Source organism: Fibrobacter sp. (assembly GCF_017545445.1).
Taxonomy (GTDB): Bacteria; Fibrobacterota; Fibrobacteria; order Fibrobacterales; family Fibrobacteraceae; genus Fibrobacter.
The window spans coordinates 59,114-72,783 of the sequence record NZ_JAFWOM010000059.1; the positions used below are offsets into that span (position 1 = coordinate 59,114).

Annotated in this window: 7 protein-coding genes; 6 read left to right on the top strand and 1 reads right to left on the bottom strand. The window is 46.6% G+C overall.

The window, feature by feature from the left end; genetic code table 11:
- The first annotated feature begins 148 nt into the window (after positions 1-148).
- The gene (locus IKG78_RS06385; protein WP_290941126.1) at positions 149-1,003 is read left to right on the top strand and encodes a TIGR02147 family protein; all 855 of its coding nucleotides are present in this window, start codon (positions 149-151) and stop codon (positions 1,001-1,003) included.
- Complete coding sequence (locus IKG78_RS06390) at positions 1,000-2,991, top strand: hypothetical protein (RefSeq protein WP_290941129.1); 1,992 nt, start codon at positions 1,000-1,002, stop codon at positions 2,989-2,991. The genes IKG78_RS06385 and IKG78_RS06390 overlap by 4 nt, the downstream gene beginning before the upstream one ends.
- Positions 2,992-3,054: 63 nt before the next feature.
- On the opposite strand, the gene IKG78_RS06395 is transcribed toward IKG78_RS06390, so the two are convergent.
- A complete protein-coding gene (locus IKG78_RS06395) occupies positions 3,055-4,173 on the bottom strand; it encodes an ATP-binding protein (protein ID WP_290941133.1) in 1,119 nt (372 codons plus the stop codon).
- 230 nt (positions 4,174-4,403) lie between these two features.
- Between IKG78_RS06395 and IKG78_RS06400 the strand changes: the two genes are divergently transcribed.
- The 4 genes from IKG78_RS06400 to IKG78_RS06415 all read left to right on the top strand — a co-directional run bounded on the left by IKG78_RS06400 (position 4,404) and on the right by IKG78_RS06415 (position 13,580).
- On the top strand, positions 4,404-5,357 hold the full coding sequence (locus IKG78_RS06400) for a TIGR02147 family protein (RefSeq protein ID WP_290941135.1): 954 nt from the start codon (positions 4,404-4,406) through the stop codon (positions 5,355-5,357).
- Positions 5,350-7,812: a fibrobacter succinogenes major paralogous domain-containing protein gene (locus IKG78_RS06405; RefSeq protein WP_290941138.1), complete on the top strand. Its 2,463-nt coding sequence runs from the start codon at positions 5,350-5,352 to the stop codon at positions 7,810-7,812. The genes IKG78_RS06400 and IKG78_RS06405 overlap by 8 nt, the downstream gene beginning before the upstream one ends.
- 165 nt (positions 7,813-7,977) lie before the next feature.
- A complete protein-coding gene (locus IKG78_RS06410) occupies positions 7,978-11,127 on the top strand; it encodes a fibrobacter succinogenes major paralogous domain-containing protein (RefSeq protein ID WP_290941142.1) in 3,150 nt (1,049 codons plus the stop codon).
- A 164-nt stretch (positions 11,128-11,291) separates the two neighbouring features.
- The gene (locus tag IKG78_RS06415; RefSeq protein WP_290941145.1) at positions 11,292-13,580 is read left to right on the top strand and encodes a fibrobacter succinogenes major paralogous domain-containing protein; all 2,289 of its coding nucleotides are present in this window, start codon (positions 11,292-11,294) and stop codon (positions 13,578-13,580) included.
- Positions 13,581-13,670: the final 90 nt, after the last annotated feature.

The following is a 13,670-nucleotide window of genomic DNA, read 5'->3' on the forward strand; positions in this document are numbered from 1 at the left end:
TTTTGGTATGATTCTTTTTATGTTCTCAGAACATGTTGCTATGTTCTAAAATCTTTAAAATTTTGAAAATTCTACGAAAATGGTAAAATTTGAAGAAAAACGGCATTTTTATATTCTAAATGTTTGATAATGGGGTATATTTGTATCTATGAAGGATATCGTTGAATATACGGATTACCGCAAGTACATTCAGGATTACTACGACGAACGCAAGCGTAGTTCCGTATTCTCGTGGCAGGAATTCGCCCAGAAGGCGGGCTTCTCGTCGGCAGTGTTTCTGAAGTACGTTTGCGAGGGCAAAAAGAACCTGAGCCTTGGTTCTGCGGGGTCTGTAGCGAACGCCATGGGGCTTGCCGGTTTCGAGCAGACTTATTTTGTTCTGATGGTCTCGTACGCCCATGCCAAGGGGGACGCTGCGAAACGAGCTGCATTCGAAGAACGCTGTGCATTAGCGCAGGCGCATAAAGTGCGTGTGCTCGGGAGAGAAGAATTCGATTACTACAAGTCGTGGAAAAATTCAGTGATTCGCGAGCTTGCCCCGCACATGCCCGGAGCGAAGCCTCTCGAAATGGCTCGTGCCTGCAAGCAAAAAATTTCGGCTGCGGAAGTCTCGGATACGCTAGACTTTCTGGTGAAGGCGAAGCTCCTGAAAAAGGACCGGAACGGGAACTTCTTGCAGACGGATAGGGCCATAACAATGGGGACTGTGGATGCCGTGCCTGTAGCGGCTCGCGATTTGCAGCGCCAGATGGGCGAGTTCGCGATCCAGTCGTTGGACTTGCCCCTTTCGGAACGCGTGATGTCGGGGCTTACGCTCGGGCTTACGCACCGTGCGTACGAGCGGATTAAAAAGGAACTGGAGGATTGTTGCAGGCGCGTCGTGGCGATTGCGACAGAAGAAGACGAAACGGAGCGTGTTTACCGTTTGAACGTACAACTGTTCCCGATGAGTGAATGGTTGAACAAGAGTGGGACAGTTTTGAAAAAGGAAGAGAGAAAATGAAAAATAACTTGTATAAATTAAGAAGATTTGCTTTCATTGCCGTTGCATCTGTGCTTTTGGCGGCTTGTACTTCCGATAACGTTGCTGGAGGTTCTTCGGGTGATGCCGGGATTACTGCGGTCAAGGACTGGGAAGTTGCAGGCGTTTCGCAGAAGGGCCCGTTTGTCACGGGTTCTGCGGTGACTGTGCAGGAACTGGACGGCATTACGCTCAAGCAGACGGGCAAGAGCTTCAAGGGTTCCATCAAGAGCGACAAGGGCGACTTCGCCATCAAGGATATCAATCTGCAATCGCAGTACGCCATCCTTGAGGCTTCGGGCTATTACCGCGACGAGATTTCGGGCAAGAAGTCTTCGGGAACGGTCACGCTTCGGGCGTTGACGGATTTGAGCAACCGCAAAACGGTGAATATCAACTTGCTCACGCACCTGGAATACGAGCGCGTGATGTACTTGGTGACCGAAAAGAAAAAATCGATTGCGGAAGCGAAAGAACAGGCCGAAAAGGAAATCCTTTCGTCGTTTGGCATTGATGGCGATTTCGCGGAATCCGAAGACTTGAACATTTTCGAGTCGGGCGATGGCAATGCGGCACTTTTGGCGGTGAGCGTTTTGATGCAGAGCGATGTCGATGTGGCCGGCCTTACCGAACGCATGGGCAAGTTCAGCATTGCGCTTGCGGAAGGCGGCAGCTGGGATGATGCCGATACGAAGACGGCAATCGCGGACTGGGCATGCGACACGGATCTCAAGGGAACGCTTGCGAACGTGCGCAAGAATATCGAAAACTGGAAGTACGCGGATTCCGTGCCTGCGTTCGAAAAGTACGTGACGAACTTCTGGTGGGATAATTACGGTCTCGGTGTTTGCAACGATAAGCGTAAAAATGAAACCAAGCGTAATGTGAACAAATTGAGCAAACTATATAACGAATACTTTGTGTGCGAAAAGGGACGCTGGCATATTCCGGGCGATGAACCTCCTGCCAGCTCGTCGTCTTGGAACGGAACGGTCGGATCCAGTAGCTCTGGCGGAGAGTCATCGAGTTCTCTCTACGATCCGTTTGTCCGCTCGTCTTCGAGTGAACCCGAAGATACGATTCCGCCTCTTCCTGCGGATCTCGATTTCTTCGATTCGACATATTCGTTCACTGGCTACAGAACTTTTGGCGAGGGTAAGCAGGAAGTGTGGTTCCTCACCTCCCCGATACAGCTGGATGGCAACCGTGAAAGACGGGATTCCGTTGCGAGTGCGTTGGTGAAACTGATGGGGAAGCGTGGGTTCGCTTTTGAAGGCGCCATAAATAATGATTCCTTGGATAAAGTGAGGTGCGATACGCTGTCGTATGTTTATTCGCTGGAAAAAGAAAACGTTGTCTACAAGATTTCCATTACGAAGGAATTGGGCATGGGCATTATGTTTGGCTCCAGTTATTTCTTCAAGGTGAAGGCCGTGGTGCTAAAAGACGGCTTCGAGGAAATGCCGACGACTGATTATAGCTCGCTTCGTTTCGATAAATTGTCAGAAGAATTTGACTTTGCAGCAGAATATCTATCATCGAAAAGTCTAGAGGCTTGGGATGATGACTCTCTTACAACAGTTTGGACGGCTCATCATAAGACGGATACGGCATGGGTTCAGATGCAAACCTTTAGCACGATTCTCATGGACCAGTCAAAAGAGGATGCTGCTGGGGATAGCCTAGAAGTTTTTAGAAAAGTGCTGCTTGAAAATGGCTTTACGTATGTGAAATCGGATACGGTTGCCAAAAATGCGTATGATACTGAGGAATATTCCGATCATATCGTGACGAAAAACGGAATTATTTTACGCCATTTGTACGAAAAAGAAACCGAAATGGCAAAGTATGAAGTTGATGTCCATGTGGGTGCAGGAATGCGTGCCGCTTCGGCGATGGCGGGTAATACTTTGAACATATTTGTATACGGCTATTCTATAATAATTCACACGCAGTATAAAAAGAAATAATTGCGTTAAAGTGTATGTTGAAGAGAAAAGAAGTCTCGCTGGGTCCGGCGGGGCTTTTTGCTTTTAAAGCGTTTCCATCCAGCGGGACATGAACACGTTATAGACGCTGTAGGATTTTCCGCTTAAATCGCTTTGTTCTAATAGCAATTCCTTTTCGACAAGGGCGGTCAGGATTTTTTTTGCTGTTGCCGCGTTTCCGATTTTATACTTTATCAAAAAATCGGCGGCGGTCGGCTTTTTGACTTCGCCTTCTTTTGCGACGGCGACAAGGTATTTCCACTGCTTTTCTGTAATCAGATTGCGACGTTCGATGAAGTTTGGAATCTCAAATCGCATGATTCTCGAAACCGTGACTTTTACGTCTTCCAATGAAACTTTAGCTGCGGAATCTGCAAATACCTGATTGCACACGAACTGCGTGTAATAGGTGTGCCGTTTTGTCCAGTCCAAGATAAAATCAACGGCGTCCTCGTCAATGGTTTTTCCGGCTTTTTTGAAAAGTCCCGTAATGAACTCCTTGTATTTTTCTAAATCGATTCGGTCGATATAGACGGTTCTGGAACTTTCGTAGAAAGGGTGTTTCGCGTTTGTGAACATGTCTGCCATCAAATGCTTTTTGCTTCCGCTGAAAATAAACTTCACGTGGTGTAACTGTTGGATGTAGGTTCGCAGTAAAGCCTCGACATTTGATTCTTTAAATTCTCTAATTTGCTGGAATTCGTCAATGGCGAAAACGATTTGCTTTCCTTGCTTTTCGAGGAAATCGAAAATGGATTTTAACGTCGGCTGTTTTTGCGAATCTGTCAGGAATGATAGCGTGACCTGCGGACTCCCGGAAATGGGGTCATAGCTGAGCAGGGGTCTTGCGTTCTTGAGGGCGTTGAAGAATTTTTTTATCAAAGAATCACTTGCGAGGTTGCTTACAACGGCTTCGGATAAAATTTTGATAAAGTCATCCAAATTTTGTGCCGAGAAAATATCGGCATATATGCAGATGAAATTTTTCTCGCGAAGGTCGTCGAAAGTCCTGAAAATGAGGCCCGTTTTTCCGTAACGCCTTGGTGAAATAAGCGTCACGTTGGAGCCGTTTTTTAGGAACGATGTTATATCTTTCAGTTCCTGTTCGCGGTCGCAGAACAGTTCCTTTGATGTGTATGGTTCCAACAAAAACGGGTTTATCATTATAGCCTCACTATACCTTTGGTATTTTACTTTTAGTAATATACCAAAAGTAAAGTGAAATGTCAATAGAGGCCGTTTTCTGTTGCCGCGTTCTAGGTTTTGTATTCCTGGAATACTTGTTTTGTGTTCTGAATTTCTAAAATTTGCAAAAATAGCTAAAAATGGTAAAATTTGGCTAAAAACGCTATTTTTGTATTCCAAATAATTCGAAAATACCTATATTTGAGTACATGAAGGAAATCGTCGAATACACGGATTATCGCAAGTTCATCCAGGATTACTACGATGAACGCAAGCGCAGCTCTGCGTTTACGTGGCGCGATTTTGCTCGCGATGCCGGTTTTTCGTCGGCGGTTTACTTGAAGTATGTTTGCGAGGGGAAGAAAAATCTGAGCGTTAATGCCGCTGGCTCGGTCGCCGCGGCGATGGGTCTTGTCGGATTCGAACAGACGTACTTTGTGTTGATGGTTTCGTATGCCCATGCGAAGGGGGACGAGGCGAAGCGTGCCGCGTTCGAAGATCGCTGTGCTTTGGCGAGGGCACACAAGGTGCGTGTGCTCGGGAACGAAGAATTTGATTATTTCAAATCGTGGAAAAATCCTGTGCTGCGTGAACTTGCTCCGCACATGCCGGGGGCGAAACCGCTCGAAATTGCGCATGTTTGCAAGCAAAAGATTTCGGCAGCGGAAGTTTCCGAGACGCTTGATTTTTTGGTGAAGTCAGGCCTCTTGAAGAAGGACAAGAGCGGAAACTACAGCCAGACGGACAAGTCGCTTTCGATGGGGCCGGTGGATGCGGTGCCGGTGGCGGCTCGCGATATGCAACGGCAGATGGGGGAGTTTGCGGTGCAGGCTCTTGACTTGCCGCTTTCGGAACGTGACATGTCGGGCGTGACCATGGGAATTACGCGCCAGGCTTACGAACGGATTCGCAAGGAGATTGCGGATTTTCGCCGCCGCGTTGTGGCGATTGCGAGCGAAGACGACGAGACGGAACAAGTCTATCGCTTGAACTTGCAGTTCTTTCCGCTGAGCGAACGGCTCGACAAACGTGATGGAGAGGAAAATGCAGAAGTGTCTAGATGTCATCCCGGATTTATTCCGGGATCAGCTCTTGGTAATCGAGATGAAAAAGTTGTAGATGCAAAAGAAATTAAAATGAGTGGAGAGGGTAAAAATGAATAGTTTGGTAAAAATTCCAAATAGTTGTGTTGGAAAGAAATCGAAAAAGACGGTTCAGGGCAAGGGCCGGATGGGCTTTGCTCTTTTGTTTGCGTTGATTTCGAGCCTTTTTATGGCATGTTCCGATGACAAGATGGCGGGCGGCACCACAGAAGACGCGGGAATCATTGCGGACTTGAACGTGGCTGGACTCACGCAGAAAGGCCCGTTTGTCAAGGGTTCCGCTGTGACGGTGCAGGGAATCGACTGCAAGACGATGGAGTTCACGGACGAGAAGTTTGAAGGCGAAGTCAAGAGCGACAAGGGCGACTTTGAAGTCAAGGACGTTAACTTGTCCTCGACGTGTGCCGTGTTCGAGGTTTCGGGTAATTACTTGAACGAACTGACTGGCAAGAAGTCTTCCGAGAAGCTCACGCTTCATGCGTTGACGGACCTCAAGGACCGCAAGAATGTGAACATCAACGTGCTTACGGAATTGGAATACGAGCGCGTGATGAATTTGGTCGCTCAGAAGAAAATGCCTTTTGCTGAAGCGAAAGAACAGGCCGAAAAGGAAGTGCTTGCGTCGTTTAACATCAAGGGCGATGTCGCGGGTAACTTTGCAGAAGCCGAAGACTTGAACATCTTTGAAAAGGGCGAAGGTAATGCGGCTCTCTTGGCGGTGAGCGTGATGGTGCAGGCGAATGCAAGCGAATCGAAACTTGCGGAACGTCTGGACGATTTCTCCGCCGCAATCGCGAAAAACGGTTCGTTGGAAGATGGTGCAAAAACGGAAATCGCGAACTGGGCCGCTGCTGCAACGGAAAACGGCAAACTCGACACCATCCGCAAGAACATCGAAAGCTGGAATGTTGGGGACACCGTGCCCACCTTTGAAACGTTCATTACGGCTGTCATCCCGGACGGTGGTAGTGTCATCCTGAGCGGAGTCGAAGGATCCAGTAGCAGTAAAACTGGTTTTGGCTCGGAGGCCGCCATGACGAGCTCCTCCTCGACGAAAAACGTATCGTCTAGCAGTGTCACCCTGAGCAACGTCGAAGTGTCTAGTAGCAGTGCTGCAAAGGAAGGTGACGGCAGTGAATACGATGCAACCGCAAATACGCTCAAGGACCTGCGCGACGGCAAGACCTACAGAACGACTAAAATCGGTGGCCAAGTGTGGATGGCGGAGAATCTGAATTATGAAACGCCAAATAGTTACTGTTATAACGATAGTGCGGAATATTGCGAAAAGTATGGTCGTCTTTACACCATAGCCGCTGCAGTAGATAGTATTGGGACTTTTAGTTCAACGGGCGTGGGCTGTGGCCTTGATGTAAAGTGTTCACTTGAGGGGACTGTGCGAGGCGCTTGTCCGAGCGGTTGGCATTTGCCTGATGCCGATGAATGGAAGGCGTTGTTCATTACGGCGGGGGCGGATGTCAAGGATGAGAATCCGCTCCGCCCAGATATGAATGCACACCGAACATTTAAAGTTGCCGATAAGCTTATGTCAAAAAGTGGCTGGGGGCATGTTAGTAACGTTATGGGTGATCGAAAGAATATTGGCACGGATGATTTTGGATTCTCGGTATTGCCCGCCGGTTGTAGAATTGGTGCTCGTGCAACTGCTCTTGCTCATGCAATGGGTCTTGACGGAGGTACTCCCTACTACGGGGAGCTAGGGAATACGGCTGGTTTTTTGTATGTATATGAGCGATCTGGTGATTCAACTTTTTATGGTTGGACTTATAATTACGCTTCGATTATCGCTTATATCAGTTTCAATGCGGAAGACTACGATGTGGAAATAGATATTCAAAATAAAGATAATGCTTACTCTGTCCGTTGCGTGAAGGATGGCAGCTTTTTTATGCCTGTTTCTAGCAGTTCAGCGGTGTCGTCGAGTTCTGCGGAAACCACACCGACTGTTTGCAAGACTGATACTATGGACACTTGCGAGTACGGAAAAATTGTGGATGAACGTGATGGTCAAACCTACAAGACGGTGAAAATTGGCGAGCAGTGGTGGATGGCAGAAAATTTGAATTATGAAATGGATAGCAGCTTCTGCTATAAAGATAGCGCAATTTATTGTAATAAATATGGTCGCCTTTACTCGTGGTCTGCTGCGATGAGCGCTTGTCCGTCTGATTGGCGTTTGCCGAGTGTAGATGACTTTCAAACGTTGACAGATTCTATTGGGGGATCGTGGGATGCGGGAGATGAGCTTAAATCAACGACTGGTTGGGACGACGGGCTTAATGGTAAGGATAGTTATGGCTTTAATGCGCTGCCTGTTGGCTATAAGGATCAACTTGGTATGTATTCTGATGAGGGCCATATAACCTATTTCTGGACATCTAGTGATATCGATGGACGATACGCCTACAACATGCATTCGAGTACGGGTGGCGAAGCGTTTATAGTTAACGCGCGTAAGATTGAAGGTAACTCCGTTCGCTGTCTCAAGGATTAGAGTAGTGGTTAGTGGATAGTAGGAAGTAGACAGTAGGAAGTAGGTGAATAGAATGCCGCGATGAGTCATCCTGGAGCGAAACGTAGTGGAGTGATAGGATCCAGTGACGTTTAGATTGGAGATTAGTGGTTAGTAGGAAGTTGATTGTTGAAAGGAACGAAATATATGAATTTGAATAAGTTATTTAAAAACGTTATGGTGGACGCCTGTCCTCGCTTGACGGGGACGATCCGCCATCTGAAAGCTTTTATTGCGTTTGCCATAGTACCGATGGCTTTTATGGCCTGCTCCGACAGCGATAAGACTGCTGGCGGCACCACAGAAGACGCTGGAGTCGTCGCGGATTTGAACGTGGCTGGACTTACGCAGAAAGGCCCGTTTGTCAAGGGTTCCGCTGTGAGTGTGCAGGGCATCGATTGCCAAACGATGGAGTTCACAGACGAAAAATTTACGGGTAGCGTCAAGAGCGACAAGGGCAATTTTGGCATTGAAGATGTGAACCTCTCGGCGACGTGCGCTTTGTTTGAAGTGACGGGAAAATACCTCGATGAATTGACTGGGAAAAAGTCGGCTAGCGAAGTGACGCTCCATGCGTTGACCGACCTCAAGGATCGCAAGAACGTGAACATCAATATGCTTACGGAACTGGAATATAAGCGTGTCATGAATCTTGTGACCGAAGAGAAAATGTCTTTTGCAGATGCCAAGAAACAAGCCGAAAAAGAAGTGCTCGCTGCATTTAGCGTGAAAGCGAAAGATGGTGAATTTGCGTTGTCCGAAGACTTGAACATTCTTGAGTCGGGTAACGACAACGCGGCACTGCTTGCCGTAAGTGTGCTCATGCAATCGGATTTGAAAGTTGCAAAACTCGTAGAGCGCGTGAATGATGTTGCCGCGGACATTGCGAAAGACGGTTCGTGGGATGACGATAAAACGAAAACGGAAATTGCGGAATGGGCCGCTACAGCCGACAAGAATGGAGAATTTGCAAATGTTGGCAAGAACATCGAAAAGTGGGGCGGTTCAGGCGAAGTCTCGTCCTTCGAAACGGTTGTCGAAAAGTTTGCTGAGGCCGTCATCACGGACTCCGCTTCGAGTTCTTCTGGTGTCATCCTGAGCAGCGGTAGCCGCGAAGGATCCAGTAGCAGTAAGGTCCCTGAGCCTGTCGAAGGGTCGTCCTCCTCCAAAAACGTTCTGAGCAGCGGTAGCCGCGAAGGATCCAGTGACAGTAAGAAGGGAGCATCGTCTTCGTCATCTTGGAGCGAAGCGACGGGATCCAGTGACAGTTCTGAGTATTTTGATTGGAGTCTCCCGAAAGAATCTTATCTGAACCCGAATATTAAATACGATTCTATTATAGACAGTCGTGATGGACATGTTTACAAGACTGTGAAGATAGGCAATCAAGTTTGGATGGCTGAAAACTTGATTTATGCGGATAGCGTAAAAACGCCAAGTCTTAAAGGGAATAGCTGGTGCTATGATAAAGACCCCAAGAAGTGCAATGTTACGGGTCGGTTGTACTCTTGGGCCGCTGCGATTGATTCCGTGAAATTTCTCAATGCTGGAATGAAATGTGGAGATTACACGACTTGTCCTTTCCTTAAAAAAGTGCAGGGAATTTGTCCGGATGGATGGCATTTGCCCGATACGACGGAATGGAATGCTTTAATGGATGCGGTTGGTGAAAATGCAGGGAATGTTCTTAAGTCGCGCAAAGGTTGGTATGATAATGGCAATGGCTCGGATAACGTTGGTTTCTCGGTGATTCCGGCCGGATACTACGAAAAGAATGAGGGACTTTCTAAAAGAGGAGGTCTTAGCGCGGGATTTTGGAGCACTGTTGAATATGGCAAATATACTGTGTTTTATACACCTTTCGAATATTCAAGCGATTTTGCATATAAAGAGAGTGTGGCTCATAAAGGAGATGGTAATGGCATCCGTTGCATCAAGGGAGAGGCCGATGAGATTGTTGGATCATCTTCTAGCTCGGTTTCCTTATCGTCTAGTTCTTCTAACAGTATTTACGATGCGGAAAAGAACACGCTTAAGGATCTTCGTGACAACAATACGTACAAAACGGTGAAAATCGGAAATCAGGTTTGGATGGCGGAAAATCTGAAATACAAAGCTGAAGGTTCCCATTGTTATGATGATGTCGATTCGAATTGTGACAAGTATGGCTCGCTTTACGATTGGGCGACCGCAAAGAATGTCTGCCCGACGGATTGGCGGTTGCCGACAAAAAAAGAAATAGAAACTTTGCTTGCTGCGGCGGGTGGGGGATCTACAGCGGGAAAGGTCCTCAAATCAAAAACGGGATGGCCTAAAGACGATGATGGTTTTGACGGAAATGGCACAGATGATTATTCCTTCTCGGCGCTTCCGGGAGGTCGCTGGGAGGATGGTGGGCCGTATTCTGGTGTGGGAATCTCAGCGTATTTTTGGAGTCTTACGGCGTACAGTGAATCTAGTGCATACTATATGTATTTGGGCTATGAAAACTATGTTTTGGGCTATACTAGTGACAAAGCGGAAATAGATTTTAATCTCAAAATACATGCATTTTCGGTCCGTTGCGTTAAGGCGGAAACATCTGTTGAGCCTGGTTCCAGCAGTTCGGTGGATTTAGAAGGCTGGAGTTGGAATGTCCCGAAAGAATTGCGCCTGAATCCAAAAATAGAATATGATTCTATTACGGACTCTCGTGATGGTAAAGTTTATAAGACGGTTAAGATTGGTGAGCAGACCTGGATGGCTGAAAACTTGAACTATGCCGACAGCGTAAAGACCCTGAGTCTCAGGGGCAAAAGCTGGTGTTACAACGGTGATGCGAAAAAATGCGATGTAGCCGGTCGCCTGTACACCTGGGCCGCAGCAATTGACTCGGTGAAATTGGCGAACGATGCGGATAACCCGCAGGACTGCGGCCACGGCAAGACTTGCTCCCTGCCCGCAAAAGTTCAGGGCATTTGCCCGTCGGGCTGGCATCTGCCCAGTAATGAAGAATGGAAAGCCTTGTTCACGGCAGTGGGAGGGCAATCGACTGCCGGCATGTTTCTCAGGTCTCAGAGTGGTTGGAATAACAACCGCAACGGTCCGAATACTTTCGGCTTTTCTGTGTTGCCTGTTGGGCAAGCATACGAAAATGGCTATTGCTCCTATGATGGCGAAAACGCTTTTATCTGGAGTATCACTGAGGACGTTAGCACCCGTGCCTACAGCATGTACATTCGTTATGGCAGCGAGTATGCGAACCTGACTGCCGACTATAAGTACTACGGTTTTTCTGTTCGTTGCCTCAAGGATTGAATTAGTGGTTAGTAAACAGTGGTTAGTTGGCAGTGGAATGAGACGAGAGACGTGGTTCGGCAGGCTCACCAACCTGGACGATAGACGAAAGATGTTTTGTCATCCTGAGGAACGAAGGATCCAGTGAAGTTATTAGTAGGCGATAGATTGTTGAAAGGAAAAATATGAATTTGAATAAGTTTTTTGCTTTTTTGTTTGCGTTTTTTTTGTGCATTTTTGCGGCATGTTCGGATTCCGAAGTTGCTGGCGGCACTACGGAAGACGCGGGGATTATCGCGAATTTGAATGTGGCAGGACTCGCGCAGAAAGGCCCGTTTGCAAAAGGTTCTGCCGTGACGGTGCAAGGCGTGAATTGCAAAACAATGGAATCGACCGGCGAAAGCTTTGAAGGCGTTGTCAAGAGCGACAAGGGAGACTTTGAAGTCAAGGATGTTAATTTGTCCTCGACGTGTGCCGTGTTTGAAGTTTCGGGCTATTACTTCAACGAAGTTACAGGCGAAAAGACTAAAGGCGAATTGATACTTCGTGTGGCAACCAATCTCAAGAATCGAAAAAAAGTGAACGTCAACATTCTTACGAACTTGGAATACGAACGTGTGAAGAAACTGGTGGATAATAAGGTGGTTGATTTTGATGATGCAAAAAATCAGGCAGAGAAAGAAATCCTTTCGGCATTTAATGTTGATGATGTTGCAAGTGGTGTCTCGGAATTCGAAAACTTGAACATTTTTGAAAAAGGCGATGGCAATGCGGCGCTCTTGGCTGTGAGCGTAATGATGCAAGGCGATGAAAATGTAGATACGCTTGCAAAACGTTTGGAAAACTTTGCTGAAGATTTTGCAGAAGACGGCAAATGGGACGATGAAAAAATGAAAAATGAAATTGCCGAGTGGGCTGCAACCGCTAAGGCCAATGGCAAACTCGATGCTATCCGCAAGAACATCGAAAGTATGAACGACGGCGAAAAAGTTGCCGAATTCGAAACATTCATGAAAGAATTTACGGAGAGCGGCGGTGTCGAAGGGTCTAGCAGCAGCTCCGTGAAAGCGAATGCGTCCAGTGATTCTAAATCCAGTAGTAGCAGCGGCTTTAACTGGAGTATTCCCAAAGAAACTTATTTGAATCAAAGTGTAGAGTATGATTCTATTGTTGATGCTCGCGATGGAAATGTTTACAAAACTGTGAAAATTGGAAACCAGACATGGATGGCTGAGAATTTGAACTATGCGGATAGTACACAAACGCCGAGTCTTTTGAATAACAATTGGTGCTATGAAGATGATCCCCAAAAGTGCAAAGTTGTGGGGCGTTTGTATTCGTGGACTGCCGCGATTGATTCTGTAAAACTTGCATCGAACGATACTGATGCTGACGCACCGCAAGAATGTGGCATATTTAAACAGTGTACGCTTCCATATCAATTGCAGGGGATTTGTCCTGATGGGTTCCATTTGCCGGATACAACGGAGTGGAGTATTTTGCTTACTTCGATTGGTGCGAAAAATCATTATGGTGATTTGCTTAGATCGCAGATTGGGTGGGATTATGGAGAGTATGCTGATGAATATGGCTTTTCTGTGATTTATGCTGGTGATAGATACAGAGATGGAACTTATTCTTATAGCGGAATGACGTCTGATTTTTGGACTGCTGAACAATATCAAGGGAATGATGGTGCCCTGGCCCATACGTATAACATGGTGGATATTACAAGTTCGTTCAAGGATTGCGGTAAGTATATTCGTTGCGTCAAGAATGAAATTGTTCCTCAAACTCAATCGTCTTTGCCCGCTTGCAAGACTGCAACAGAAGATAGTTGTGAATACGGTTCATTGACGGATGCTCGTGACGGAAAAACTTACAGGACTGTGAAAATTGGAGACCAAACTTGGATGGCGGAAAATTTGAATTATGCGGATAGTGCTCAAACGCCGAGCCTTTTAAATCGAAACTGGTGCTATGGCGATAATCCGGAAAATTGCAAGACTTATGGACGACTTTACTCATGGACTGCAGCAATAGATTCTGTGAAACTTTCACAAGATCCAGATGATCCGCTTGATTGTGGATATGCGAAACGATGCTTCCTTTGGGGGCGTGTACAGGGAATTTGTCCTGAAGGTTACCATTTGCCTGATACGACCGAGTGGAGTACTTTGGTGACGACTGTTGGAGGCTGGAATAATGCGGGTAAGGTTCTAAAGTCGCAAGTAGGCTGGCCTTATTTTAAAGGTTCTGATGATTACGGTTTCTCGGCGCTTGCTGGAGGTATAAGACATCATAATAAGGATTTTGAATCGATTGATGGTAGCACTTATTTTTGGGCTGCTACTGAAAAAACATCGGAAAATACGACTCAAGTTTATAGCATTCACATAGGAAATAATAGGATAAATTCATTTGTCGATGGCTATAAGGATAACGGATACTCCATTCGTTGTATCAAGGATTAAAGATGGATGAGGTATGATATGAAAGTCAAATATTTTATTCGTTGCGTAAAGAACTAAAAGATTGTGTCTTACGCAAAAAGGAGCTTGTAA

Coding starts and splice junctions, on each gene's coding strand:
- IKG78_RS06410 (WP_290941142.1), top strand. CDS start 7,978: ATGAATTTGAATAAGTTATTTAAAAACGTTATGGTGGACGCCTGTCCT.
- IKG78_RS06400 (WP_290941135.1), top strand. CDS start 4,404: ATGAAGGAAATCGTCGAATACACGGATTATCGCAAGTTCATCCAGGAT.
- IKG78_RS06395 (WP_290941133.1), bottom strand. CDS start 4,173: ATGATAAACCCGTTTTTGTTGGAACCATACACATCAAAGGAACTGTTC.
- IKG78_RS06390 (WP_290941129.1), top strand. CDS start 1,000: ATGAAAAATAACTTGTATAAATTAAGAAGATTTGCTTTCATTGCCGTT.
- IKG78_RS06385 (WP_290941126.1), top strand. CDS start 149: ATGAAGGATATCGTTGAATATACGGATTACCGCAAGTACATTCAGGAT.
- IKG78_RS06415 (WP_290941145.1), top strand. CDS start 11,292: ATGAATTTGAATAAGTTTTTTGCTTTTTTGTTTGCGTTTTTTTTGTGC.
- IKG78_RS06405 (WP_290941138.1), top strand. CDS start 5,350: ATGAATAGTTTGGTAAAAATTCCAAATAGTTGTGTTGGAAAGAAATCG.